Genomic DNA, 26,271 nt, shown 5'->3' on the forward strand with positions numbered 1-26,271 from the left:
GGATTATACTTCTGTAGGTAGGCGGAATTTTATAAGTAAAAATTTCGTCTACTTACTCTATAACATACCTTTTTTAATTCTCCACTTCATAATTCAAGAAACCATAAATGTACTGATATATCTTAATCATCCAATAGTCATCTAATTTTTATTAACTATTTTTCCCCCACTCTCTATCCCTATCCCCAAAACAAAAGACTTAAAGGTTTTTGACACCTCTAAGCCTTGATTTTACGTTGATTATTTAATTAATTTTACGACCGTCTCCACATGCCATTAGGCATAGGGGGCAATACTTAAAAACGAAATACTAGTAGTTTCCCCCCATGTGCACCACAATAAGATATTAGTGACTTACAATTAAACTTTTATTTAACCTTATAACTCATTAAATCATAAATAGGATATAATAACTTGAATTTTTCTGTGATAGTTTCAATAATATTGTCATCATTTATTCTAATATCATCTGGCTCATAGTAATATTCTAAATAAGAATAGAATCCCTCCGTGATAAGATACTTATAATATTCATTCACAAACTTTTTGGCTGTTATAGTATCGAATTCAACTCTGATTTCATGATCTCCTTTTAGATTAAAATTTGATTCCTTCTTGAATACCCACTCAGCACTCGTATTTTCTATTTTTTCTAATGTATTTATTAGACTACTTAGAAATACTCTATCAGATCTTTTATCATCTAAATAGGCTCTATCTACAGCATCTTTGGGCACAGCATGAAATAATGCAATATGGAAACCTTTTTCAGTAATAAAATATTGTAGATTAGCATGTTTTTGATATCCTATGTAATCAATATCTTTTTCAAAAAATTGAGCTAATCCTAGCTCATTTAATTGTTTAATTTGTTCTTTACTTTTTCCAAACCTTATTGCAAGCCAATTTACTTTTCCTTTATTCCATTCATCTGGCCTAATGGAAGAAGTTATATTACTTGGATTCCAATGAACATTTAAATCTATATGTTCTGATTTTAAGTTAGCTAATACTTTTCGATGTACCTCTAACATTTTTTCTTTTACAACATATCTTGGTTGATAGTATACCTTACGAATATTTCTATCAAAGAAAGCTTCATAATCCTTAAAATCAAAAAATTGATTTTCGAAATTATACACTTCTTCATTAAAAGCATCTTTACTTCTATCGGTGAGAGCCGCATTTACTTTTAATTGTTCTTCTTCTTCAAGTTCTTCAATATCTTTAAAATCATCTTGAATCCTTCTGTATATATCAATTGTATTTTCATCAACTGTTAGACTTTTCCTATCGATAGCTTCTATAAAATTATTTATATAAAGGTACTCCTTATCATCTAGAGTCTTATATATATTCATTTCGATATTTTTAACGAGTCCTCCATCTGTTAAGTTAGATGAACCCAAAATTAATTTATTAGTAGAATCTCTGGATTTAATTAAGTATAATTTAGGATGAAAAAACTTACCCCCTTCACTATTTACAATATTTACAGTAGCTATTTCGCTCAGCTGGCTTAAAATATCATCACAATTTCTAGTGCTAAATTTATTCGATAAATAAACTGTTATTTTTTTCTTGTCTAACCTATTATTTTCTTTTACAGAATTAAGAATTTCTACTCCTTTCAAAGAGCAGTATGCACTGCATATAATTAATTCCTTAATTCCTTTCAAACTTAACATCATATCTTTAATGCCTCTTTCACCAAGATTCCAGTAAAAAGGATTATTATTTTCCATCATATCTTCTTCCCCTCTATATTATTTTTAATACCCTAACTACTAATTAAAGGTTTGCTACTCATTGTGTATTCATCTGAAAAACTAAATACTTTTATTTCTTCTGCGAAAAATCTCACTAATTCACTATCATCACACCCGTTATTCAAATCATTAACTTTCACTAAGTAACTTCCTTTTTTACTTTTATGATGTTGTTGTGTAATCTTATTGACAGCTTGTTTATCTAATACATATGTTTTATTATTCATGCCATCTAAAAGTACAGCTAAATATGTTCTATTTTCTAGGTATTCTAAAATTTTTGTTTCCAGCCCAAAGAATGTTTTATCTAATGCATTACTACATTTAATATAGATATATATTTCTGAGCCATCTACTTGATCCATTGTTACATATAGTGAATCAGTTCCTATATCACACTGTACTGCTCCCCCTAGTAACAACATTTTAATAAATTCTTTCTTTTTCAACTTTGAATTCCCCCTAACTGATAACCCCAACTGTTGGACATGCATAATCCATATGTATGCATTGAGTCTGTTTAATAGTCTAATATTGAATTAATTTTTTATTTTTAGGAGATCTGTTACCTATAAGACATATATCATCCCTACTTATCTGTGGAAGGCTTTCAAATAAAAAAGCCTACCCTTTATTTATTGGTAAGCTTTAGATTCTATTGTATTTCTCTATACTCCTACTTTAGGATACTTCTTCAAAACTCTATCTGGGACAACACATTTTCTTTAATAATCTTTTCGGAAACCAGCTTACTCTTATAAACTATAAGCTTAAACCAATGTACGAATCACGACATAACCCTTATACAAATTTTATTCCGGAATCAAACTATTCTAAGTTAATACAATAAAGTTCTTCTTCATTAATTTCATCATTTTCATCTATTAATTGTTCTATCTTAAATGTATTAATATACACCTTATAAAGAATTTTTCCAAATTCAGTTATTATGGCATTTATATGTTCTCTAGGATCTAGTATATATGCCAATATGCTTTCTTCACCCCTTGTAAATGAATTATTAAGTCGATGATTACCATCAACAACTATGTAACTATCATCTTCTATTCTAAGAACAACAATAGGGGTTATCTGATATTCTCCCTTATATCTTTGTGCGATATTTGTTCCATCTACATACTGTATATAATCTTTTACATTCACTTGTATAGGGCTTATCTCATGTTCTTGAATAATACTTCTTATTCTATCTATAGACCAATGTATTTTCAAAATTTTATTATGAAAACTAATCTCACTTGTATAAATTTGTGAATCTCTTCCACTACCCTCTAGTTCTTCTCTAAATTCTTTTTCAGCATGTACTAAATTATGGATAAGGGTGTCTCTATACTTATCGAATATATCTTTTAGTTTAGTATACACTAGTTCATTATATTTAACTTTATTTTTTACATCATCAAATATATCATCTACTATAAGCTCTAAATGCTCATCTTCTAATAGTATTTCAGGATTTTCTAATAAGTCTCTATGGGCTTTAAGTGTATTTTCAAGAATACTTTGATTTTCTTTTGTATAGAATTTTCCATACCTTTCATAATACCTTAATTCGTCTGCATTTGTGTTCATAACTAATAGTTGTGTACTTGTAATAGCGCGTAAAACCTTAAACTTCTGCTGTTTATTCTTGGTAATTCTTCTAAAGTTCTGTTTATCTACACCTCTTACTACTGATTTTGTAATGGCATTGTTGTTATATTTATTTAAATAATCCCTGAGTATTTCTGCATCTTTCTCTGTTATACATATACAAGGTACTCCTTCTTGTTCTACCACACCTGGGTATAGACCATTCTTTCCCCATCTCATTACCGTCCAAAACGGTTCTCCTTTAATCTCCGGTCCTGGTAATCCTATATCAATATACTGCATATGTTATCTCCTCTTCTATATGAACTCTTACACAATTATACTTATTTGTACTAACTCACTACTACAGTAACTTTTCTGTTGCCTCACGTATATCGTTGGCAACTTTTTTAGCCGTATATTCCACAAAAGGTAATTACCTAATAGGCCGTATGCTCAAAGACCTCTCCCCGGCCTTGAAGTTTCTATCTTCAAACTGACTAGGGAGTTTTCTAATAATTACACCCCCACTAAACTTCACTATAATCACAATGCATTCTAATATAATTAACAATTGGATAAATCTTGTATGCACTCTCTAGCCTAATTGTTTCCATTTTATTTGTATTTCCTTCAATTGTTATCTCTATAACTGTTAAATTATCTTCACGAGTTAAATTCATTTCCCCTAAGTATGTTTCTTCTTTAATAGTTTTCTTATTTTTAACAATGCTCATGATACGATATAATTGCCATTTATTTTCACAGCTATTCTTCAGTACCATATTGTCAGGTAGATTAGCTTTTATCATCTGTATTGTCTCATTTCTCACTTTACACATAATATCAACATTAGTACTATCAATAATTGCTTTTTGTTCATCTATACTATTTTTCAACTTACCATATGTGTTCTTCACATAATCATCTATAGCTCCTAATTGTTCTAACCTATTAGCTATTTCTTTTAATTCCATTGCTATTTCTTTTAATGTTCCCAAATGTTCATCTTTTTTTGTAGCCTCTTTTTTCATTTTATCCATTTTACTACTTATGCTACTGAAAATTTCACTCACTTCATTTACTGGTATCATAACTTCTTTACTACACATATATATCCCCCCTATACTTGTACTGTATTCATAAAACGGATTGTCCTATTACTTTATTTATTTTATACTCCTACAAATCTAGTTTCATTAAAGCTACTTTGTCATCCTACCTAACTTTTCTCCAAACACTTAGAAATATTTTACGCAATTATATTTATACTTCAACATATACTTTTGCGCAAATATCCTTTATTTCGTTTATTAGTATACCCCCCTAACCCTTTGGGAACATATAAAATATATTCCCTCACACGTATTTACACATAAAAAAAGGGCGAGCCTAATCGCTCAAACCCTTGGTATTACTTAATTTTCTTTAACAAACAGTGCTACCGTCTCCACATGGGTCGTCTCCGGGAACATATCCACTGGTTGTACCTTTTCTACTTTATAGCCATTTCCTACTAGATATCCTAAATCTCTTGCAAGGGTTGCAGGGTCACAGGATACGTATACGATTTTCTCTGGGGCCATTTTAATAAGTGTTTCAAGAAGTGCTTCGTCGCAGCCTTTGCGTGGTGGGTCTACTACGATTGTATCCGCTACAAGGCCCTCTTTGTACTTAGCCGGAATGACTTCTTCTGCTTTCCCGACGAAGAACTCTGCATTGGTAATGCTATTAAGTTCTGCGTTGGCATTGGCATTTTCAATGGCAGGGGCTACGATTTCTACGCCGTATACCTTCTTAGCTTTTTGTGCTAGGAAAAGTGAAATACTTCCTGTCCCGCAGTAGGCATCCCATACCGTTTCATTACCTGTAAGCTCTGCATACTCTAATGCTTTGTCATAGAGCACTTTAGTCTGCACTGGATTCACTTGGAAGAAGGAAAGGGCTGAAATCTTAAATTTTAAATCCCCAATTGTATCAATAATATAATCTCGGCCTTGGAGCACTTTGATCTCATAACCCAGAATTACATTGGTCTTAGCTTTATTAATGCTTAACACAACACTTGTAATGCCTTCTACAGCTTCAAGTGCTTTTAAAAAGGCCTCTGTATGTGGCAGGCTGTCTCCATTTATGACAAGGCATACCATCATTTCCCCTGTAAAGAATCCTGTGCGCACCATTAAATGCCTTACAAGGCCTGTATGCTTTTCTTCATCATAAATAGAAATATTATGTGTCTCTAAGAAGTTTCTAACAATCTTAATAACCTGTTCGCATCTTGCATCTTGGATGCCACAGCTTTCCCAGTCAACAACGCGGTGACTACGGCTTGCATAAAAACCGATTTGTACCTTGCCATCTTCCTTACGAATTGGGTACTGTGCCTTATTACGGTAGTGAGCTTGATTTTCCATACCGAGTGTAGGCAGCACTTCTATATCTTTTAAGCCTCCAATACGTGTAAGAGCATTGTATACTTTATTTTGTTTCCACTCTAACTGCGCCTTGTAAGAAAGGTGTTGAAGCTGACACCCTCCGCACTTCTTAGATACAGCGCAGTAAGGCTCTCTTCTAAGAGGCGACGGCTCTATTACTTCTTCAACCTTACCGTAAGCTAGATTCTTTTTCACTTTAAGTATTTTCACTTTAAGTTTATCACCTGTTACAGCATCCGGTATAAAAATGACCAATTCATTAAGCTTCCCAATGCCTTCTCCATTCGTGCCTATATCTGTAATCTCTATTTCATAAATGTCGTTTTTCTTCACTGTTTCGTTCATTCTAATCCTCTTCCTCACATTCGCAGACTGTATACTGGCAAATGCAATTTTTACATTTCAAGTAATTCTTAGTCGTTCTGGCTCCACCATATTCATCGAGCATATCTCGCATTTCTTCAAGTACCTTTTTAAGCTGATTGCGATGCCTCCATGTATTACGTACTTTAAAGGTTTTATTACTATAAACCAGCCTGCCATAAGGTGGTCTTGTGCCATACGCTTCTTCTACTAAGATAAAATAGGCTAGAAGTTGCATCAAGTCTCCTTCATGTGGCCAGTCTTCCTTAGCTTTCCCACTTTTGATTTCAAAAGGAATATACCGATTTCTAAACCATTTTTTAAAGATATAATCTGGTTTTCCTTGCAAATCCCACTCTTCTGATACTAAAAGTTTCCCCCCTGTTTCATCTGTATAAACAAGGCTAGCAAATTTTTCTCCTGCCTGTACCTTATGATATACCTTAATACTCGGTCTTAAAAGCACATATAAAAGTCCTAAAAAAACTGCTATTATACTTACAAAAACTACTGTATCCACTCAATCACCACTTTCATCACGCTAAGAACAATGATCAGCATAATGACCCATCTTACATAACATAATAAACGGTATTTCAGATGATATCTTTTATGATGCTGCATTCCCTTTTCAAAGTTGGATTCATGGCTACTGCTTTCTATGCCTAAAGCCTTATACTGCTCATTAAGGGCTTTAGTGCCATAGATTCTTTTGTAATACCATTGGTTAGGGCAGTACATAAAGCGGTTAATTTCATTAGCTGAAATACGTGTTTCGCTTTTTCTCATAAAATAGTACGCCTTATATTACGATTTAAAATTTTATGATAGCCTAAATTATTCTCGTTTTCATCTGTTGCCTGAAGAAGTTCTTCAAACATTTTAAGCTTAGAGTCTGCATTATCTGCAAGGTGTACAATCATCGCTTCTATACATTTTGGACGCTTTGGTGAACCATATTCATATTCGCCATGATGGGCCAGCAAGATATGTTTTAAAATAAGACCTGCTTCCTTTGGAAAATCTGGAATTTCCCTACTTGCTTCAATCACTTTTTCAAGCCCTAAGATAAGATGCCCTAAAAGTTGCCCTTCATCTGTATAATCATTTTGTGGGAATGGTGAAAGCTCGTATAACTTCCCTATATCATGAAGTAAGCATCCTGCAATGACTAAATCACGGTTCACCCCTTCATAAAGCCCTGACAAGTACACACCAATATGGGCTACATTGATTGTATGCTCTAAAAGTCCACTTATATAAGCGTGGTGTACACTTTTTGCTGCTGCTGCTAGCATAAAGTTCTTATAGACCGCTTCATCACAGAAAATATTTTCAAGGAGCTGTCTAATAGCAGGATGTTCGACCTGGTCGATTAACTCTAATAGGCTATTTTCAAGTTCCTTCACATCTTTACGCGTATGTGGGAGTAAGGCAGTTAGGTCATAACTACCTTCTTCAGCTCTTCTAATTTTACCTACGTTGAGCTGAAGGTTATCTTGATAGAGCACTACATCTCCCTCTACATAAACCACTTCATCGGCTAAAAAGCTTTCTATACCGGGATGAATAGACCAAATCTTCCCTTCTAAAAGGCCTGATTCATCTTGGAGTTTAATCGTAATGTACTCCTTACCATTTTTATTCTTAAGGATTTGTTTATATTTACACAGATAGTTCCCTTGCACTTTATCCTCTGGTTTTAATTCATTAATAAGGCTCATAGTATCCGCTCCTTTACTGCCTTACATTGTATCATAAATCTTTACAATATAAAAGAATGCCGAGGGTGTCCTCGGCATTCTTTTTCAATTTATTGTACAGCTGGCTGTGCTTTTCCTTGAAGTTTTACATCTAGTGTAAGTTTTTGTGAACCACGTACTACTTTCACTTTCACTTGGTCCCCTACTTTTCTATCTAAAAGTAACTCCTTAAGTTCTTCCATCGTACTGATGCGTTGTCCATCAAATTCAAGGATAACATCTCCTTGTTTAATACCTGCTACATCAGCACTTGTACCTGGCTGTACCTGTACAACCATAATCCCTACTGGAATATCCCAGTAATTACCAAGTTCTTCTGTAAGGTTTTCTCCTACAATGCCAAGCACTGGTCTTGCAATGCTACCTGTTGTCATAAGCTCTTCTACAATCGGTTTAACGTCATTGATTGGAATCGCAAAGCCCATACCTTCAATTTCACTATCAACTAACTTAATCGTATTAATTCCAACAACTTCACCTGTTGGCCCTACCAAAGCGCCACCACTGTTACCAGGGTTAATGGCTGCATCTGTTTGGATTAAGTTAAGCTTTTGATCTGTTAAGCTGATTTCACGGTCAAGGGCACTTACTACCCCTACTGTTACTGTATTTTCATAAGCCTCATCAATTGGTGTACCAATAGCTATTGCTAAGTCACCTACGCGAAGCTTGTCATTGTCTCCTAATGTAGCTGGTTTAATTTGGCCTACAATATCAGCTGGAATATCTGCTTTATCTACAGCTACTACTGCAATGTCTGTTATGGTATCATACCCAACAATATTGGCTGGCACTTTTGAGTTCCCTAAGAATGTAACAGTAAGTGTAGTAGCTCCTTCAACAACGTGTGCATTAGAAATGATATACACTTTCTGATCATCTACCTTAAAGATAACACCTGAACCAAGTCCTTCTTGATTAAATTCCCCTGCCCATGTTGTTACAACTTTATTATTTTTAATGGATACAACAGATGGTCCTACACTTTCTGCAATGTCTGCAATAGAATTATTCGCTGAAAGTGGTGTTACATATCCTGTTGACTGTGCATAAGGTGTTACTTCATTTTTTTCTGCAACTTCTTTTGTAATACCGTACTTGTCTTCATAGAGCTTATTTGCAAGAGGTGCTGTAAAAGCATAACCTGCGCCTAATGATACACCACCTACCATACTTACAATAACAAGCCCTGCTGCAAACTTACCGAAACCACCAGGCCCTTGTTTCTTACTTGCCTTACTTCCACGTTTTTTCTCTTTAATGGTTTCATGATAATAAGTCCCATTTGGCTCAATGTAAGGTGGAAGAGGAATATCTTTATTAGCTCTTGGCTGAGCTGTTTCCTTTGCATAAGTAGCTTCTTCTTGATTCATTTCATCTTCTGGCTTTGGCTCTGATGTATAAGGTACATCTATAATTGAATCTTGTTCATTAGGATTATTTAAGTTATTGTCTTGCATAACGTCGCCTCCATTTACAACTTCTTATCTTATGACTGTAGTATAGGGTTGCTTTTTGAATACTGTATTAACACATTGTAAAAAGAAGGTAGTATTATTTTGAACTAAATCTTAGAAAGTGTGAAATAAAATGTGACCATTTCACCTTCTTTAGAGATAATACCGAGTTCTTCATTATGCTGTTTCATGGTTTCTTTTACAATGACAAGACCTATACCCATGCCCTTTTTATCTTTACCTCTTGATAAATCAGCCTTATAGAAGCGTTCCCATATATTTTTTTGTTCTTCTTCTGGAATAGCCGGGCCACTGTTACGGATATAGACCCATATTTTATGTTGTTTAGCTACAGTCTCTACCTCAATTGTTCCCTGTTTGTTAACAAATTTAAACGCGTTATCTAATAAATTTTGAACAACTCTCGCTATTTTTTCAGGATCTGCAAACACCATCTGATCTTTTTTATCTAAAATCACATTGACCTTGACTTCTTTCTCTTTCGTAACCTGCTCAAAGTTATCTAAAAGGTCCCGAATCATTTCATGAATGTCAAATTCCATCTTCTTAAGGGGCAAATTACCTTCTTCCATTTTATTCAGTTCTAGAATATCATTGGTCATCTTAATCATACGCTGTGACTCATTAAGAACAATGCGTAAATACTTCTCGTGCTTTTCGGGTGGGATTGTCCCATCTAAAATGGCTGTAACAAAGCCCTGTATAGACGTAAGGGGCGAACGCATATCATGAGATACATTGGCGATAAAGGACTTACGGTTAGCCTCTATCTTATCTAACTCTCCTGCCATATAGTTAAGAGAGCTACCTAGCTGACTGATTTCATCCTCTCCATCTATTGATACACGCTTTTCAAAGTCCCCATTAGCGATTTTCTTAGCAATTTGGTTCATTTGTTTAAGCGGTTTAGTCATCTGCTTAGACATAAAATAAATAAGTACAAAAATTATACTCGTTGTAATAAATACAGCCTTCATTAAAATATCACGTACTTCATCAATGATTTTCTGAATCTGAGGCATAGGTGTGTGAATAAAGAGTGCATATTCGATCTGATTACCAAGTATAATCGGATAGCCTACTGTGAGTACTGGTGTCGCAAAGTACTGCTCAAACCCTGTCTGCTGTGAAATAACATTGCCTTTAAACACTTCCTGAATGACTTCTGGGTTGGCAAGCTTACGGTCCATCATCATAGAATCCTGCTTGCCTGAAGCCACTACCATATTATAATCTCTGTCTACAATCCAAGTTGTCGCATCTAGATAGCTGTCTAATACTTCTACACGCAAGAAGACACGTTCTAACGTCTTTTGCAAAGATTGTTTCATACTTCCTACTTCTTGATACTCACTTGCAATCAGCTTCGCCTGCTTAATCATAATATTTTCTGTATAGTCTACATAGTATTTTTGAAAAGCATTCGAGAAGATCGCAAAGAAGAATATAAAAGTAACAACTAAAATACTTAGGTATAAAGTAAGTAGTTTACTAAATAAAGTTGGAAACAGAGATTTTCTCTTTATCTCTCGAACTTGTATCCTACTCCCCATACTGTTTTTATACTCCATGGATGATCACCTTCAAATTTATCTCTTAGCCTTTTAATATGCACATCTACTGTACGTGTATCACCTACAAAATCATAGCCCCAGATTTTGTCTAAAAGCTGCTCTCTTGTAAATACTTGTTTCGGATGACTTGCAAGGAAGTAAAGCACTTCAAGTTCCTTTGGTGGTAATTCTAATAAGTTACCTTGATAAGTTACTGAATAATTGTCTTTATCGACAATAAGGTCTTCGAGTACAATACGATTTTTCACCTCTATAGGCACTTCTTCATCTTTAATGGTTCTTCTTAGTACAGCTTTAACACGTGCAATAAGTTCTTTTGGATCAAATGGTTTTGAAATATAGTCATCAGCACCAAGTTCTAAGCCTAATACTTTATCAAATACATCACATTTAGCTGTGAGCATAATAATAGGTGTTTTGCTTGTGCGTCTTATAGCCTTACATACATCATAACCGTCCATTTCAGGTAGCATAACATCTAGTAAGATTAAATCTGGTTTATAAGTTTCATAAACTTCAACAGCTTGTTTACCACTGTATACTTCTTGTGTTTCATACCCTTCCTTTTGAAGGTATAGGGAAATTAGTTCTGCAATATTCGTATCGTCATCTACAACGAGAATTTTTGTCTTATTCATAAGTTTTCCTCCTTATTATTTAATTTCTACAACTGTTACACCCATTTCACCTTCACCATATAGACCTGGTCTATGTGAAGCAACATGTGGGTGGCGTTTTAGCATCTGCGTAACAGCTTGTCTTAAGGCACCTGTGCCTTTACCATGAATAATTGTTACTTGTTTAAGGCCTGAAAGGTAAGCATCATCTAAATATTTATCTACAATAGGTAGTGCCTCATCTACCATTAAGCCTCTTACATCTACATCTGTTTTAATGTTCATAGTTTTACTAATACGATGACTTACACCGCTATTTGTTTTAGGTTTATCTTTTTTAACTGGTTGAGACACAGCTTCTTCATCTATGCGTTGAAGATCTGTCAGTTTCACTTTAACAGGAAGAATCCCTACCTGTACAAGTACTTTACCACTGCTATCTGGTGCTTCTAAAATAACACCTGGCTGCATAAGGGTTGTAACCATAACTTTTTCACCTGGTTGAATATTTTTAGAAACCTTTTTGTGTCCTACTTTGCGCCCTACAGCTTTTTGCAGTTTACCCTGCATCTTAGTAGTCCCTTCTGTTAATTGCTTCTTAGCATCATGAAGACCTTTTTCATCAATAACAACTTGTGCCTGACGTGCTGCCTGACGTACTTCTTTTAACATATCATCAGCTTGCTTTTGTACTTCTTTTAAGAGGACATTCGCTTTCTCATTTGCACGTTCCATGATTTTTTGTTTAGATTTTTCAAGTTTTTTACGTTCTTTCTGGATTTCATCTTTTAAGCGTTCGGCTTCTTTTCTAAAGCCTTCTGCTTTTTCTTTTTCAATCTCAGACATACGTTTACTATATTCTAACTCTACTAAAATATCTTCCATTTTTACATTTTCTTTATGTAAAAACTGTTTTGCATCTTCAATAAGATGTTCTGGAAGTCCAAGCTTCATAGAAATGGCAAAAGCATTACTCTTACCTGGTACACCAATAAGTAACTTATAAGTTGGTCTTAAAGATTCTACATCAAATTCACAACTTGCATTTTCTACGCCCTCTGTTGAAACAGCATAGAGCTTAAGTTCGCTATAGTGTGTTGTAGCAACCGTACGAATTTGTTGCTTTCTTAAATGCTCTAAAATAGACATAGCTAAAGCTGCCCCTTCAATTGGGTCAGTACCTGAACCTACCTCATCAAGTAAAATAAGTGAATTAAGTGTCATATCATTTAAAATACGCACTAAGTTAGTCATATGAGCTGAGAAGGTACTTAAGCTTTGCTCAATACTTTGTTCATCACCTAAATCTGCAAAAACATCATCAAAGACATTAATCATACTTCCTTCACCTGCTGGAATCTGCATCCCTGCTTGTGCCATAAGTGTAAAGACACCTAATGTTTTAAGTGTTACGGTTTTCCCCCCTGTATTAGGTCCTGTAATAAGAAGAGTCGTAAACTGATCCCCTACATACACATCAATAGGCACAACTTCATTTTGATTAAGGAGTGGATGTCTTGCTTTTTTAAGATTAATATACCCTTTATTATTAAGTTTTGGCTCTCTTGCATCGATTTTAAGAGCAAATTCTGCTTTAGCAAAAATCACATCTAACGCTGTAATATTCTCATAGTTCATTAAAATAAATGGTGCTACATCTGCTACTAAATTCGTAAGGTTCGTTAAAATCTTTTCGATTTCATCCACTTCTTTCATATGAAGCCCTTTAAGGTTGTTGTTTAATTCTACAACTGCTACTGGCTCCATAAATACAGTTGAACCGGTTGAAGATTGGTCATGTACAATCCCCTTAAAAGCATTCTTATACTCCACTTTAACCGGTACACAGTAGCGGTCCTGACGCATCGTTACAACGGCCTCTTGAAGCATGTCCTGATATTTTGAAGAATAAATAATACTATGAAGGGTCTCACGGATTTTGCCATTAGCTGCTTTTATTTGCTTTCTAATTTGAGCAAGTTCAGGTGATGCATCATCTGCAATTTCATCTACTGCTACAATACAACGTGTAATTTCACGTTCTACATCAGGGTATACTGCTAAACTTTCAAAGTAACCTTCAAGAGCTGGCGACTTAACTTCTTCTACATCTTCCTTGTAATAACTTTTAAGGCGTCTACTTGTTCTTAGAATACTGGCTATATTAAGAAGCTCCCCACTGCTTAATATAGCACCTATTTCCACACGTTTTAGAGCTGTGCGAATCTCTTTTGTGCTGCCAAGAGGTGCTTTACCTTTTTTAACAGACATAGCTAAAGCCTCGGCTGTTTCTTGTTGAAGCTTTACAACTTCTTCATAGTCAGAGCTTGGAAGGAGTGCTTCTACACGTTCTTTACCGCTCTCCGTTACAGCGTGTGCTTTAAGCATTTCTTTTATCTTATGAAATTCTAATTTTTTTAAGGTTCTTTCATTCATAATCAATAACCCTCTATACTTTCTTCCTTTTATATCTCATTTTATCCTTATTATTACACATTTTTGAGCTTTTGAAAACAAAAAAAGAAGCTACTTGATAAGTAGCCTCTTTTCTTCATCCATTAAAGCACACGAATGGCTTTTACATAGTTACGTGTATAATAACCACTGCTTAGATTACTAACCGTCACACCTCTTGTACTTTCTGAGTGAATAAACTTGTCATCTCCCATATAGATACCCACATGTGAAATCTGACCATTATTGATACCTGTTGTATCAAAGAAAATAAGATCCCCTGTTCTTAATTCATTCTTACTGACTTCTTTGCCATCTAAAGCCTGCATATAAGAAACTCTGCTGATATCAATATCAAAAGCACCAAATACTTGTTGGGTAAAGCCTGAACAGTCTACACCACCCGTTAAGTTATTTCCACCCCATACATAAGGTGTACCTAGAAACTGTAAGCCATACTCTACAAGTTCTTCGCCTTTCACCTTAGCATAAGGAATAAGTTCTTCACGCTGCACCTCTATATACGTATTATACACCCAGCCTTCTCCGTTTTGTGTTAAAACCTTATACCATTCGTGGTTCTTGCCTACTACTTGAACAGGTTTATGGCTTACCTTCTCAATAACATCTGCATGTACATCTGGATGATTACGTATATTAACATTTTTTCCTACTATCTCGCCAGTCATACCAAGAGACTTAGGAAATAAACTTTGACTTCCACTATTAGCCGCATATACATTTACACATGTACATAAGATGAATCCCATTACAAGTATATGCCTCTTTAATGTTCTCATAGTTCCTCCTGAGTATAATTTTTCAAATACTGTTATATTATGATACAGCTTTATCCATTCTATACATCAAGAGATATTTTTCTTACCAATGAAGACGATGGAGCGCTCCTTCTGTCTGAAGCAGTTTAAAATCTGTCTGTCTTAAAGCCTCATAGAGAATAACGGCTACAGAGTTAGATAAATTAAGTGATCTTGCCTCTGGAATCATAGGAATACGTACACAGGTATCTGGGTACTTTACTAAAATCTCCTCTGGAATCCCTGCACTTTCTTTCCCAAACATAATATAGCTGTCTTCATCATACTTCACATCTACATGTGTATGTTGAGACTTGGTTGTAGCCATATAAATTTTAGGATAGTTATTCTTTTCTAGAAATTCCTCAAAATTTTTATACGTTTTAACATCTAAAAGGTGCCAGTAATCAAGACCTGCACGCTTTAAAGCTTTTTCATCAATTGAAAAACCTAATGGCTCAATAAGGTGCAGTTTGGCACCTGTTGCTGCGCATGTACGCGCAATATTTCCTGTATTTTGTGGTATTTCTGGTTCATGTAATACAATATGCATAGCTATGCCTCCTTAGTTTCTATGCTCATTATAGTACACTTTATTTTCTTTTATCAAGTTCAATGGCACTATCTTCCCATTTTATGTCTTGTGCTGCCCTTAAAACACTTAAAGAATACAAAGTGTTTTCCATACTGGATATATTTCATACAATTCTCTCTCCAAAAAATCTATTAATTTTTAATATATTCTAAACATTATCTAATAGCGTTAAATCTATTTTCTAAGCATAATCTATGGCTTATCCACATATTATTTGTTAAAATAGACTTACCTAGAAGGAGGGACTGACATGGCGATTATTAGACCAGAACAAAAAGATGACTATACATCAATCTTTGCTGTACATCAATCTGCTTTCAATCGTACTATTGAAGCTGAGCTTGTTGACAGACTTAGAACAACTAATTACTACCATAGTGAACTTTCTTTAGTTGCAGAGGAAAACTCTGAAATTTTAGGACATATTCTTTTCACACGCGTTGTTATTAAAGATGGCAATAAAACTTATCCGGCCTTAGCGCTTGCGCCTCTAGGTGTAAAAGAAGACGCTCAGAAAAAAGGTATTGGGAGTTTACTTATTGAGGAAGGGCTAAAAAAAGCAAAATACTTAGGACATAAGCTCATCATTGTATTAGGTGATCCAAAATTCTATGGACGTTTTGGTTTTGAACCAGCTTCTCAATATGAAATTACACCACCTGCTAGCTTCCCAGAAGAAGCTTTTCTTGTGAAAAAACTTAGTCCTGAAGAATTAGACTTCAAAGGACAAGTTCTTTACCCTGTACAATTTAATATGGCTATAGAAAAATAAAAGGTGCTAATCAAACTTAGCACCTTTTATTTATTTATTTGTTATTTTATTCTGCTGTTGCACCGCCACCGCCGGCACCTGCACCGCCACCAGATTCTCCAGCACCTTCTGATGCAGAGGATGCTTTGTCGCTACCTTCTGAGTTTTTATTGTTTTCAGGTGAATTAGGGCTTCCATCCCCACCATTATCATAAGTTGGTGCATTTTCACCTTCTGGTTTTTGCTCCTGAACTTGCTTATCGTCTGTGATGCCTTTATCATCTGTTGTTGTATTTGGGTTACCGTTGCCATAGTTATTGGCACTGACTTCACCATTAAAGTATTGTTTATAAGCTTGATCTGCCATAGCCATAAACTCTGTAGAAGTCTGTGTTGCACCTGTTACAATATCTACTGCTGTTGGATTTTGTACAGCAATAAGATTTTGGCGAAGCATTTCCTGTGCTTCTTTAGCACTCACACCTGTCTTTTCTTTCATTGTTGAATTGTATTCTTCATCATCAGATTTCTTAGCGCCATTATCATCAATGTAGTCAAAATAAACCTCTGTCAATGTGTCTCCATTGAAAGTGAGTCGCATATGAGGGAACCAGCCATATTGGTCTTGTTGTCCTTCCAGTTCTACTACTTGCCCATTAGCTGCTGCATCTACTTTACCTTGGTCATCTCTACTACAGCCTGTAAGTAATAGGCTAAATCCAAGGCTTACAATGAGCATGGTCATGAATTTCTTCATTATACTGCCTCCTTAATTCTCATTTGAAAGATATAGTTTTCTATAAGGTGTAGTTTCCCTCAAAAGAAAAAGACTATGCATCTTTTGGCATAGTCTTTTTAAATGATTTATACTCTATTCGTTTAAGGCACCGCGAAGTTCTGCTAAATTTTTAAATCCGTAACGTTCCATATATTCCACAAGTTCACGTTTAATATCTACTGGTGCTGTTGGATTAACAAGTGCTGCTGTTCCTACTGAAATAGCATCTGCACCAGCTAAGATAAACTCTGCGGCATCTTCCCCTGTCATAATGCCGCCAAGTCCAATAATTGGCACATTTACTGCACGTCTTACTTGGTAAACCATACGTACTGCTACTGGCTTAATAGCTGGTCCTGAGAAACCACCCATTTTATTTGCTATTACAGGACGCATACGATGGACATCAATTTTCATCCCAAGGAGTGTATTGATTAAAGAAATTGCATCAGCGCCTTCCGCTTCTACAGCTTTTGCAATCTCTGTAATATCTGTTACATTTGGTGAAAGTTTAATAATAAGAGGTTTCTTAGAAATACGTCTTACCTCTTTTACAACGCTTCCCGCTAAATCGCATTGTACACCAAAACCAATACCACCTTTTTTAACATTTGGGCATGAAATATTTACTTCTAATGCATCTACATCTGTTTCACTTAATTTTTCTACTACTTCACAGTAATCTTCAATACTACGTCCTGCTACATTTGCAATGACTTTTGTATTAAACTGTTTAGCAAATGGTAATTCATGTTCAATAAAGTAATCTACTCCTGGATTTTGAAGACCTACAGAGTTGATCATCCCACCGTAAGTTTCTGCAATACGAGGTGTTGGATTACCTTCCCAAGGAACATTGGCAATACCTTTTGTAATCATTGCACCAAGTTCATTAAGATCATAGAACTCACTACTTTCTCTTGGTGAGAAAGTACCTGATGCTGTTGTAATAGGGTTATCTAAAATAAGTCCCCCCCCAATATTTACGCTTAAGTCTATTTTACTCATTACCAAGCTACCTCGCTTCCTAAAAAGACAGGGCCGTCTTTACACACTTTCTTTTGCTCATAGCCTACTTCATTTGCAGCTTTTGTTTTACATACACAGCCTACGCAAGCACCATAGCCACATCCCATACGTTCTTCTAAAGAAACTTGTACAGGTTTACCTTTTGCCTCACAGAAAGCAGCAAGTGCACGAAGCATTGGTTTTGGTCCACAGCTGTAGTAGTAGTCTCCTACTAAGCCTTTCTCTTCCATAAGCTCTACAACATTTCCTTTAAAGCCATGTGCACCACTATCTGTTGCTACATAAACTTTAACACCAAGCTCTTCTAAACGTTCATGTAAGAATGGTGCCTCTCTAAATCCAATGACTGCAATTTTTTCACCTTCAAGGTGTTTTGCAAGTTCTACAAGTGGTGGTACACCAATGCCGCCCCCTACAAGAATGTGTACCTTAGCATCTGCTGGTGTAAAGCCATTCCCAAGGGCTGTTGTAAGTTTAATAGCATCCCCTACATTGTAGCTTGAAAACTCTTTTGTCCCTTTTCCTACTACACCATATACAAGTGTCAGTGTATCTGTGCCAATTTCACAAATACTAATTGGACGAGGAAGAAGCATACTTTCTGATTTTGTATAAAGGTTTACAAATTGGCCAGGAGCTGCACTTTTTGCAGCTTCCTCCTGGCGAATAACCATTTTATAAACATCTTTTTCAATCATTTCATTTAATAGGACTTTACCTAATACAACTTTTTTACTCATCTCTTTTATCTCCCATGTTGAAGATACCTGTTTGTTCGATTGTTAAATCTTTTACCGTAATATCAGCCATTGCACGTAATGTATCAAGTGATGTTACGATTTGAAGTGATGATTCGATAGCATGACGTCTAATTTTGAAACCGTCACGTGTTGAGTCATTCCCTTTTGTTGGTGTGTTCACAAGCAGATCAATTTCACCACTTCTAATAAGGTCGATGATTTCATTGCTACCTTCTGAAAGTTTACCAACTTCTCTTACTTCCATGCCATTTTCTCTAAGTTTCTTAGCTGTTCCTTCTGTAGCAATGAAGTTATAGCCAAGTTCATTAAAGCGTTTAGCAATTTCAATAAACTCATCTTGGTCGTATTTTTGGATTGTTGCAAAGATTGTACCTTGTTTACTTGGAAGTTTTTTGCCTGCTGCGATAAAGCCTTTGTAAAGTGCCTCTTCGATTGTGCTTCCAATACCAAGTACTTCCCCTGTAGATTTCATTTCTGGTCCAAGGCTTACTTCTACTCTTGGAAGTTTTTCTGTTGAGAATACTGGTACTTTTACAGCATAGAAGTTTTCTGGTTCTGGATAAAGATCAATGCCATAACCTAAGTCTGGTAATTTATCTCCTAACATACAACGTGTTGCAAGATCGATAATTGGTACACCTGTTACTTTTGAGATGTAAGGTACTGTACGGCTTGAACGAGGGTTTACTTCAATGATGTAAAGTTCATTTTTGTATTCGATATATTGGATATTGATCATACCAAGTACTTCTAGCTCTTTTGCAAGAAGACGTGTACATTCAATAATTTTTTCTTTAATTCTATCTGAAATATTTACACTTGGGTAAAGTGTTGTACTATCTCCAGAGTGGATACCTGCTCTTTCTAAGTGTTCCATAATACCTGGGATTAAGATATTTTCACCGTCGCAAATTGCATCTACTTCGATCTCGCGTCCCATAAGGTAACGGTCAATAAGAACTGGATTTTCTGGGTCACGGTCAAAAGCATTTACAAGGTATCTTGAAAGCTGTTCTTCTTCAAATGTAATTTCCATACCTTGACCACCAAGTACGTATGAAGGACGTACAAGTACTGGATATTCAAGTTCTGCTGCTACTTTAAGACCTTCTTCTACAGACCAAATGGCTTTACCTTTTGGACGTTTGATTTGAAGTTTTTCTAAGATTTCATCAAACTTCTCACGGTCTTCTGCTGCATCAACTTGTTTTGGTTGTGTACCAAGTACTGGAATACCCATTTTGTCACAGAACTTAGCAAGTTTAATCGCTGTTTGACCACCAAACTGAAGGATAACACCTTTTGGTTGTTCTTTCATAATGATGTGGTAAGCATCTTCATCTGTAAGTGGTTCAAAGTAAAGTTTATCTGATGTATTAAAGTCTGTGCTTACGGTTTCTGGGTTGTTGTTTACGATGATTGTTTCAATACCGCGGCGTTTAAGCGCTTGAACAGCATGTACAGAGCAGTAATCGAACTCAATACCTTGACCGATACGGATTGGACCTGAACCCATAACCATAACTTTTTCACGGTCTGATACAACAACTTCATCGATTTCATCATAGGTTGAGTAGTAGTATGGAGATTCCGCTTCAAACTCTCCACCACATGTATCAACCATTTTATAGACAGGCATGATGTTCCATTTAATGCGAAGTTCACGGATATCATCTTCTGTTACACCAATGAATTCTGCAATGGCTTTATCTGCAAAACCACGACGTTTTAATTTGCGAAGGTATTTTGGTGTAAGATCTTCATATTCCATTTCTTTAAGTTTTTCTTCTTGTTCTACAATCCATTTGAAACGTTTTACATAGAAGATATCCATACCTGTGATTTTACATACTTGTTCTTCTCTATAGTGCATACGAAGCATTGCAGCAAGTGCAAAGATTCTTTCATCATCTGCTGTAATTACTTTTTCTTTAAGCTCGTCTAAGCTACACGCTTCAAGTTTTTTATGTTCAAAGCTAAATTGACCGATTTCAAGTGAACGAAGCCCTTTAAGGAAAGCACTTTCAAAGTTATTTCCGATAGCCATGATTTCACCTGTCGCCATCATTTTTGTACCAAGTGTACGTTTAGCTGTGTAGAATTTATCGAATGGCCATTTTGGAATTTTAACAACGCAGTAGTCAAGTGTTGGTTCAAAACATGCGTATGTTTTACCTGTTACGGCATTTTTGATTTCATCAAGGCCATAACCAAGTGCGATTTTAGCTGATACTCTTGCAATTGGATAACCTGTTGCTTTAGAAGCAAGTGCTGATGAACGGCTTACACGAGGGTTAATCTCGATAATAGCGTATTCAAAGCTGTCTGGGTTAAGAGCAATCTGTACGTTACAGCCCCCACGTATATCACAAGCTGAGATAATGTCAAGTGATGCACGGCGAAGCATTTGGTATTCTCTATCTGAAAGTGTTTGAGATGGTGCAACTACGATACTATCCCCTGTATGGATACCAACTGGGTCAATATTTTCCATGTTACATACTGTAATAACTGTGCCGTATTGGTCACGCATTACTTCGTACTCAATTTCTTTCCAGCCTTTAATACATTTTTCAATAAGAACTTGGTTTACGCGTGATAAGTGGATACCACTTGCTGCGATTTCACGAAGTTCGCTTTCTGTTTCGGCAATACCACCGCCAGTACCACCTAATGTGTAAGCTGGTCTTACAACAACTGGGTAACCGATTTTTCTAGCGAAAGCTACAGCATCTTCTACAGATTCTACGATTTCACTTTCGATAACTGGTTGGTTAATTCTTGCCATTAAATCTCTAAAGAGTTCCCTATCTTCCCCTTCTTTAATAGCAGAGATTTGTGTACCGATGACACGTACACCATATTTATCTAAAATCCCTTTATCATGAAGCTCTACAGCAAGGTTAAGACCTGTCTGTCCACCTACACCTGCAAGAAGACTGTCTGGTCTTTCTTTTGCAATGATTTTTTCAAGCATCTCAGCATTAAGAGGCTCGATGTAGATTTTGTCAGCGATTTCTCTATCTGTCATAATTGTCGCTGGGTTAGAGTTTACAAGGACAACTTCAATACCTTCTTCACGAATAGCTTGACAAGCCTGTGTTCCTGAATAGTCAAACTCCGCTGCTTGCCCAATTACAATTGGGCCTGATCCGATTACTAATACTTTTTTAATACTTAAGTCTCTTGGCATTATAGTTTTCCTCCTTGCATTACCTTAATGAATTCATCGAAGATGTGTGCTGTATCTGTAGGTCCTGGACATGCTTCAGGGTGGAACTGTACGCTGTAGATGTCAAGCTCTTTAAAGTACATACCTTCTACTGTGTTGTCATTTAAGTTTGTATGTGTCACCACTGCACCTTCTGGAAGTGTGCTTACATAGTAGTTATGGTTTTGTGATGTAATGTATACACGGTTTGAAATATGGTCTTTAACTGGATGGTTACAACCATGGTGACCGAATTTAAGTTTTGATGTATCCCCGCCAAGTGCAAGTGATAAAAGTTGGTGCCCAAGACAGATTGCTGTAATTGGCTTTTTACCAACAATTTCTTTAATCATATTGACTACAGTCGGTACATCTTTAGGGTCAGCTGGTCCATTTGATAAGAATACACCATCTGGATTTACTGCAAGTACCTCATCAGCTGTAGCATCATATGGGAATACTGTTAATTTACATCCTCTTTCATTGAATGAACGTACGATATTTTGTTTCATACCGCAGTCAATCATAGCTACATGAAGGCCGTCTCCTTCTACTGTATAAACTTCTTTTGTTGTTACTTCTGGTACTGCATGTTGGTTATTGAAGCTATCAATTTTAAGTTTGATTTGACTTGGTGTAAGTTCTCTTACTGCGATAATGGCACGCATTGTTCCGTGATTTCTAAGTACTTTTGTAAGTGCTCTTGTATCAATGCCTTCAAGACCAATAATTTTTTGTGCTTTAAGGTAACCATCAAGTGTTAATTCGCATCTGAAGTTGTTAGGGAAGTCACATTTTTCTCTTACGATGAATGCTCTTACGTGTGCTTTAGTTGACTCCATATCTTCAAGGTTTACCCCATAGTTCCCGATTAATGGATAAGTCATAACAACCATTTGACCATAATAAGATGGGTCTGTAAGAATTTCTTGGTATCCTGTCATCCCCGTATTGAATACAACCTCACCGATTGTCTCTTTAAGGTATCCGAAGGCTTTACCTTCAAATACCATACCATTTTCTAGTATTAATTGTGCTTTCATATTAACCCATCACTCCTTGTAAGTCATTTCTCATTGCAATTACTGCTTTTCTTGAAGCTTTAGCAAAATCTCTTTCGCCAAATTCTGTATCATTTTTGTAGGCTGCAATAATGCCTCTTGAAGAGTTTACAATGCTTCCTAAACCATCTTTATCAAAGAAACCTTTAAGGTTTTCAGCTGTTCCGCCTTGTGCACCATAACCTGGCACAAGGAAGAATGTATGTGGCATACGTGCTCTAAGTTCAGTACCTTGTTCTTTATGTGTTGCCCCAACAACTGCACCAACACGGCTATAACCCATATCTCCCATAGTAAGCTCGCCCCACTTACTTACTAAATCTGCTGTTTTATCATAAATTGGCATTCCATCTACTAATAAGTCTTGAATTTCACTACTACTTGGATTACTTGTTTTAACAAGGATAAATAAGCCTTTATCTTGTTTGTTACATGCTTCGATAAAAGGTTCAATGCCGTCAAAGCCCATGTATGGGTTAAGTGTTACGGCATCTTCTTGCCATAAATCAAAGTGCTCACCTTCAATGTCTACCCCAGCGATATGACCTGCATAAGCTGCTGCTGTTGAAGCAATATCGCCTCTTTTAATATCCCCAATTACGATAAGACCCTTACTTTTTGCATATTCACACGTTTCCATGTAAGCACGAAGCCCTTCTAAACCATATTGCTCATACATAGCAATTTGAGGTTTAACTGAAGGAATGAGGTCATAAACTTCATCAATGATTGCTTTATTGAACTTAATAAACATTTCTGCTACAGCCTTAGGTGTTCTTCCATAGCGCTCTAGCATTTCTTCCTTAATAAAGGTTGGAATCATGCTATAAGTTGGATCAAGTCCTACTACAGTTGGGTTTTGTAATGTTTGTATTTTGGTGAGTAATCTATCAATCATGGCTCTTCTCCTCTGTTTTCTTAATCTACTATTTCTAATTTCTATTATACTACTTATCTACAGTCATAGTGAATATTTATTTATAGTTGTAAATATTTATTTATTTTTGATATACAATTTTTCCATCTACTAAAGTTACTTCAACATCTCCGTATACTTCCATGCCGTTGAATGGTGTATTTTTACCTTTTGAAACAAATGTACTTGAATCAATTACATATGGTGTATCAACTTCAATGATTGCTATATCTGCTGGTGCACCTACTTCTAATCTACCTGCTGGATGATTAATAATTTGTGCTGGTTTATAGCTCATTTTTTCAATAAGTTCAAGCGGTGTAAGGATACCTGTTCGAACTAAGTGTGTGTAGCTTAATGCAAAACTTGTTTCAAGACCAACAATACCAAATGGTGCTTTTTCAAGCTCTACATTTTTCTCATCATAATGATGTGGTGCATGATCTGTTGCAATAACATCAATGATACCTTCTTTAAGTGCACGCTTCATAGCTTCTACATCTTCGCTTGTACGAAGTGGAGGGCTCATTTTTTTGTTAGCATCGTAGTCTCCTAAAATACTATCATCTAAAATAAAGTAGTGAGGTGCTGTCTCTGCTGTTAAGTTGTTCATTCCCCATACTTTTTTACCCATTTCAATAAGGTCAATACTTCCTTTTGTACTCATATGTGAAAGGTGAAGTTTTGCACCTGTTGTACGTGCTAAGATAATATCACGTGCGACAATAACTTCTTCTGCATCGCGTCCGATTCCTTTAATGCCAAAGATCTGTGCATTTACACCTGCATTCATAGCACCACCTGAAAGGTTACGGTCTTCCGTGTGTGAGAAAATTGGAAGGTCAAAAGGCTTAGCATAGCTCATACCTTTTTTCATAAGGCCTGCATCTGCAACTGTTTTACCATCTTCACTAATTGCGCAGATACCATGTTCTTTCATTTTACCGATATTTGCGAGGCTTTCTCCTTCTAAACCTTTTGTGATTGCCCCTACTGGAAGTACTTTAACGCCGTTTGCACGTTTTGCCATTGTATTGATGTATTCTACAACACATTCATTATCAATCACTGGGTTTGTATTTGGCATACAGCACATAGTTGTTACGCCACCTTTAGCTGCTGCATTACAACCTGTTTCAATTGTTTCTTTGTGCTCAAAGCCTGGCTCTCTAAGGTGTACATGAAGATCAATTAATCCTGGTACTACCCATTTTCCCTCTGCATGAATGACATTCATGCCTTCTTCATCTACATTTCCAATTGCGGTGATAACCCCATCTTCAATAAGGATATCTGCGATTTCTTCCATTTTTGTACTTGGGTTAATAACTAACCCGCCTTTTATACAAGTTTTCATTATTTGCCTCTCCTTTCATTAAGTAATGCTAAAATAGCCATACGTACTGCTACTCCGTTCATAACTTGCTCATCGATTACACTTACGTTGCTGTCTAGTAATTCTGGCATCAGCTCAACCCCACGGTTAACTGGTGCTGGATGCATTAAAATAGCATCTGGTCTTGCTAAGCTGAACATTTCTTCATCTAAACCATAAATTTGGCTGTATTCTCTAAGGTTAGGGAAAAGGCCACCTTTTTGACGTTCCATTTGAATACGAAGTCCCATGACAACATCTGCATCTTTAAGAGCTGCTTTAAGGTCATGTGTTACTGTAGCACCTAATGCCTCCATTGTGCCTGATGCAAGCGTGCCGCATCCTGCGAGTGTTACATTAGCGCCTAACTTTTTAAGCCCGAACACGTTAGATCTCGCTACACGACTATGTGCAATATCTCCTACAATTGTTACATTTAAATCTTTAAAGCTTCCTTTTTTATCAAGCATTGTATAGAAGTCTAAAAGTGCTTGTGTAGGATGCTCATTTGCTCCGTCTCCTGCATTGATTACAGATGCTTTTACATTTTTAGCAAGTAGATGAGGGGCTCCGCTTAAACTATGTCTCATAACCATAAAATCTATGCCCATTTGGTCTAGTGTCACACCTGTATCTACAAGTGTTTCTCCTTTTTGTACACTACTTGTTGCTACACCTAAGTCAGTTACCATAGCTCCTTGATAAAGGCCAGCCATGTTAAAGGATACTTTTGTACGCGTGCTATTTTCGTAGAATAAGGTAATCATGCTTCTACCCTTTAAAGTATCTTCTCTTAAACTAGCATTTATAATTTTTGCTTTCATTTCTTTTGCAAGTTCTAAGATACTCATGATTTCACTTACTTCTAAATCCCTAATACCTAGTAAATCTTTACTTTTCAACATTTTTGTATCCTCCTTTTGGCAA

General features: G+C 35.9%; 23 protein-coding genes. 1 reads left to right on the forward strand and 22 read right to left on the reverse strand.

Annotated features, from left to right (window positions below; translation table 11 throughout):
- Positions 1-368: 368 nt before the first annotated feature.
- The 14 genes from ACLTBU_RS04265 to trmL form a co-directional block, all read right to left on the reverse strand.
- Entirely contained in the window at positions 369-1,748 is a 1,380-nt protein-coding gene (locus tag ACLTBU_RS04265) for a phospholipase D family protein (RefSeq protein ID WP_412217770.1), read from the reverse strand.
- Positions 1,749-1,780: 32 nt separating this feature from the next.
- Entirely contained in the window at positions 1,781-2,218 is a 438-nt protein-coding gene (locus ACLTBU_RS04270; RefSeq protein WP_412217773.1) for a hypothetical protein, read from the reverse strand.
- Positions 2,219-2,597: 379 nt separating this feature from the next.
- The gene (locus tag ACLTBU_RS04275) at positions 2,598-3,665 is read right to left on the reverse strand and encodes a hypothetical protein (RefSeq protein ID WP_412217776.1); all 1,068 of its coding nucleotides are present in this window, start codon (positions 3,663-3,665) and stop codon (positions 2,598-2,600) included.
- A gap of 227 nt (positions 3,666-3,892) precedes the next feature.
- A complete protein-coding gene (locus ACLTBU_RS04280) occupies positions 3,893-4,474 on the reverse strand; it encodes a hypothetical protein (protein WP_412217779.1) in 582 nt (193 codons plus the stop codon).
- A gap of 306 nt (positions 4,475-4,780) precedes the next feature.
- Positions 4,781-6,145, reverse strand: coding sequence for a 23S rRNA (uracil(1939)-C(5))-methyltransferase RlmD (rlmD, locus tag ACLTBU_RS04285; protein WP_412217780.1), 1,365 nt, complete (start codon positions 6,143-6,145; stop codon positions 4,781-4,783).
- 1 nt (position 6,146) lies between these two features.
- Positions 6,147-6,683, reverse strand: coding sequence for a Dna2/Cas4 domain-containing protein (locus ACLTBU_RS04290; RefSeq protein ID WP_412217783.1), 537 nt, complete (start codon positions 6,681-6,683; stop codon positions 6,147-6,149).
- Positions 6,671-6,952 (reverse strand): hypothetical protein, encoded by a 282-nt coding sequence (locus tag ACLTBU_RS04295; RefSeq protein ID WP_412217785.1) that lies wholly within the window; start codon positions 6,950-6,952, stop codon positions 6,671-6,673. Before ACLTBU_RS04295 ends, ACLTBU_RS04290 begins: the two co-directional genes overlap by 13 nt.
- Positions 6,949-7,887: a 3'-5' exoribonuclease YhaM family protein gene (locus ACLTBU_RS04300; protein WP_412217787.1), complete on the reverse strand. Its 939-nt coding sequence runs from the start codon at positions 7,885-7,887 to the stop codon at positions 6,949-6,951. Before ACLTBU_RS04300 ends, ACLTBU_RS04295 begins: the two co-directional genes overlap by 4 nt.
- 89 nt (positions 7,888-7,976) lie before the next feature.
- The gene (locus ACLTBU_RS04305; protein ID WP_412217789.1) at positions 7,977-9,386 is read right to left on the reverse strand and encodes a S1C family serine protease; all 1,410 of its coding nucleotides are present in this window, start codon (positions 9,384-9,386) and stop codon (positions 7,977-7,979) included.
- A 104-nt stretch (positions 9,387-9,490) separates the two neighbouring features.
- Positions 9,491-10,975 (reverse strand): sensor histidine kinase, encoded by a 1,485-nt coding sequence (locus ACLTBU_RS04310; RefSeq protein WP_177671115.1) that lies wholly within the window; start codon positions 10,973-10,975, stop codon positions 9,491-9,493.
- Entirely contained in the window at positions 10,927-11,616 is a 690-nt protein-coding gene (locus tag ACLTBU_RS04315) for a response regulator transcription factor (RefSeq protein WP_177671116.1), read from the reverse strand. Before ACLTBU_RS04315 ends, ACLTBU_RS04310 begins: the two co-directional genes overlap by 49 nt.
- A 15-nt stretch (positions 11,617-11,631) precedes the next feature.
- Complete coding sequence (locus ACLTBU_RS04320; RefSeq protein ID WP_177671117.1) at positions 11,632-14,031, reverse strand: endonuclease MutS2; 2,400 nt, start codon at positions 14,029-14,031, stop codon at positions 11,632-11,634.
- Between the two features lie 122 nt (positions 14,032-14,153).
- Complete coding sequence (locus tag ACLTBU_RS04325) at positions 14,154-14,849, reverse strand: C40 family peptidase (protein WP_177671118.1); 696 nt, start codon at positions 14,847-14,849, stop codon at positions 14,154-14,156.
- Positions 14,850-14,931: 82 nt separating this feature from the next.
- Entirely contained in the window at positions 14,932-15,420 is a 489-nt protein-coding gene (gene trmL, locus ACLTBU_RS04330) for a tRNA (uridine(34)/cytosine(34)/5-carboxymethylaminomethyluridine(34)-2'-O)-methyltransferase TrmL (RefSeq protein WP_177671119.1), read from the reverse strand.
- 292 nt (positions 15,421-15,712) lie between these two features.
- Between trmL and ACLTBU_RS04335 the strand changes: the two genes are divergently transcribed.
- Positions 15,713-16,234 carry a GNAT family N-acetyltransferase gene (locus ACLTBU_RS04335; protein ID WP_177671120.1) on the forward strand — a complete coding sequence of 174 codons (522 nt, stop codon included), beginning with the start codon at positions 15,713-15,715 and terminating at the stop codon, positions 16,232-16,234.
- Between the two features lie 46 nt (positions 16,235-16,280).
- Here the strand turns inward: ACLTBU_RS04335 and ACLTBU_RS04340 are convergent, their stop codons facing one another.
- The 8 genes from ACLTBU_RS04340 to ACLTBU_RS04375 all read right to left on the reverse strand — a co-directional run bounded on the left by ACLTBU_RS04340 (position 16,281) and on the right by ACLTBU_RS04375 (position 26,249).
- Entirely contained in the window at positions 16,281-16,970 is a 690-nt protein-coding gene (locus tag ACLTBU_RS04340; RefSeq protein ID WP_177671121.1) for an FMN-binding protein, read from the reverse strand.
- A gap of 114 nt (positions 16,971-17,084) precedes the next feature.
- Positions 17,085-17,999, reverse strand: a complete 915-nt coding sequence (locus tag ACLTBU_RS04345; protein ID WP_412217794.1) for a dihydroorotate dehydrogenase — start codon at positions 17,997-17,999, stop codon at positions 17,085-17,087.
- A complete protein-coding gene (locus ACLTBU_RS04350; RefSeq protein WP_177671123.1) occupies positions 17,999-18,760 on the reverse strand; it encodes a dihydroorotate dehydrogenase electron transfer subunit in 762 nt (253 codons plus the stop codon). The genes ACLTBU_RS04345 and ACLTBU_RS04350 overlap by 1 nt, the downstream gene beginning before the upstream one ends.
- Positions 18,753-21,974: a carbamoyl-phosphate synthase large subunit gene (gene carB / locus ACLTBU_RS04355; RefSeq protein WP_177671124.1), complete on the reverse strand. Its 3,222-nt coding sequence runs from the start codon at positions 21,972-21,974 to the stop codon at positions 18,753-18,755. The genes ACLTBU_RS04350 and carB overlap by 8 nt, the downstream gene beginning before the upstream one ends.
- Positions 21,974-23,035: a carbamoyl phosphate synthase small subunit gene (locus ACLTBU_RS04360; protein ID WP_177671125.1), complete on the reverse strand. Its 1,062-nt coding sequence runs from the start codon at positions 23,033-23,035 to the stop codon at positions 21,974-21,976. Before ACLTBU_RS04360 ends, carB begins: the two co-directional genes overlap by 1 nt.
- A 1-nt stretch (position 23,036) precedes the next feature.
- Positions 23,037-23,951: an orotidine-5'-phosphate decarboxylase gene (gene pyrF / locus ACLTBU_RS04365; RefSeq protein WP_177671126.1), complete on the reverse strand. Its 915-nt coding sequence runs from the start codon at positions 23,949-23,951 to the stop codon at positions 23,037-23,039.
- A gap of 100 nt (positions 23,952-24,051) precedes the next feature.
- Positions 24,052-25,326, reverse strand: a complete 1,275-nt coding sequence (locus ACLTBU_RS04370; protein WP_177671127.1) for a dihydroorotase — start codon at positions 25,324-25,326, stop codon at positions 24,052-24,054.
- On the reverse strand, positions 25,326-26,249 hold the full coding sequence (locus ACLTBU_RS04375; protein ID WP_177671128.1) for an aspartate carbamoyltransferase catalytic subunit: 924 nt from the start codon (positions 26,247-26,249) through the stop codon (positions 25,326-25,328). Before ACLTBU_RS04375 ends, ACLTBU_RS04370 begins: the two co-directional genes overlap by 1 nt.
- Positions 26,250-26,271: the final 22 nt, after the last annotated feature.

It is taken from the genome of Zhenhengia sp. (assembly GCF_046966505.1).
GTDB lineage: Bacteria > Bacillota > Clostridia > Lachnospirales > Cellulosilyticaceae > Zhenhengia > Zhenhengia yiwuensis.

What these genes read in the sequence shown, in the direction of transcription:
- ACLTBU_RS04265 (WP_412217770.1), bottom strand. Translation starts at nt 1,748, where the DNA reads ATGATGGAAAATAATAATCCTTTTTACTGGAATCTTGGTGAAAGAGGC.
- ACLTBU_RS04275 (WP_412217776.1), bottom strand. Translation starts at nt 3,665, where the DNA reads ATGCAGTATATTGATATAGGATTACCAGGACCGGAGATTAAAGGAGAA.
- ACLTBU_RS04280 (WP_412217779.1), bottom strand. Translation starts at nt 4,474, where the DNA reads ATGTGTAGTAAAGAAGTTATGATACCAGTAAATGAAGTGAGTGAAATT.
- rlmD (WP_412217780.1), bottom strand. Translation starts at nt 6,145, where the DNA reads ATGAACGAAACAGTGAAGAAAAACGACATTTATGAAATAGAGATTACA.
- ACLTBU_RS04295 (WP_412217785.1), bottom strand. Translation starts at nt 6,952, where the DNA reads ATGAGAAAAAGCGAAACACGTATTTCAGCTAATGAAATTAACCGCTTT.
- ACLTBU_RS04300 (WP_412217787.1), bottom strand. Translation starts at nt 7,887, where the DNA reads ATGAGCCTTATTAATGAATTAAAACCAGAGGATAAAGTGCAAGGGAAC.
- ACLTBU_RS04305 (WP_412217789.1), bottom strand. Translation starts at nt 9,386, where the DNA reads ATGCAAGACAATAACTTAAATAATCCTAATGAACAAGATTCAATTATA.
- ACLTBU_RS04310 (WP_177671115.1), bottom strand. Translation starts at nt 10,975, where the DNA reads ATGGAGTATAAAAACAGTATGGGGAGTAGGATACAAGTTCGAGAGATA.
- ACLTBU_RS04315 (WP_177671116.1), bottom strand. Translation starts at nt 11,616, where the DNA reads ATGAATAAGACAAAAATTCTCGTTGTAGATGACGATACGAATATTGCA.
- ACLTBU_RS04320 (WP_177671117.1), bottom strand. Translation starts at nt 14,031, where the DNA reads ATGAATGAAAGAACCTTAAAAAAATTAGAATTTCATAAGATAAAAGAA.
- ACLTBU_RS04325 (WP_177671118.1), bottom strand. Translation starts at nt 14,849, where the DNA reads ATGAGAACATTAAAGAGGCATATACTTGTAATGGGATTCATCTTATGT.
- trmL (WP_177671119.1), bottom strand. Translation starts at nt 15,420, where the DNA reads ATGCATATTGTATTACATGAACCAGAAATACCACAAAATACAGGAAAT.
- ACLTBU_RS04335 (WP_177671120.1), top strand. Translation starts at nt 15,713, where the DNA reads ATGGCGATTATTAGACCAGAACAAAAAGATGACTATACATCAATCTTT.
- ACLTBU_RS04340 (WP_177671121.1), bottom strand. Translation starts at nt 16,970, where the DNA reads ATGAAGAAATTCATGACCATGCTCATTGTAAGCCTTGGATTTAGCCTA.
- ACLTBU_RS04345 (WP_412217794.1), bottom strand. Translation starts at nt 17,999, where the DNA reads ATGAGTAAAATAGACTTAAGCGTAAATATTGGGGGGGGACTTATTTTA.
- ACLTBU_RS04350 (WP_177671123.1), bottom strand. Translation starts at nt 18,760, where the DNA reads ATGAGTAAAAAAGTTGTATTAGGTAAAGTCCTATTAAATGAAATGATT.
- carB (WP_177671124.1), bottom strand. Translation starts at nt 21,974, where the DNA reads ATGCCAAGAGACTTAAGTATTAAAAAAGTATTAGTAATCGGATCAGGC.
- ACLTBU_RS04360 (WP_177671125.1), bottom strand. Translation starts at nt 23,035, where the DNA reads ATGAAAGCACAATTAATACTAGAAAATGGTATGGTATTTGAAGGTAAA.
- pyrF (WP_177671126.1), bottom strand. Translation starts at nt 23,951, where the DNA reads ATGATTGATAGATTACTCACCAAAATACAAACATTACAAAACCCAACT.
- ACLTBU_RS04370 (WP_177671127.1), bottom strand. Translation starts at nt 25,326, where the DNA reads ATGAAAACTTGTATAAAAGGCGGGTTAGTTATTAACCCAAGTACAAAA.
- ACLTBU_RS04375 (WP_177671128.1), bottom strand. Translation starts at nt 26,249, where the DNA reads ATGTTGAAAAGTAAAGATTTACTAGGTATTAGGGATTTAGAAGTAAGT.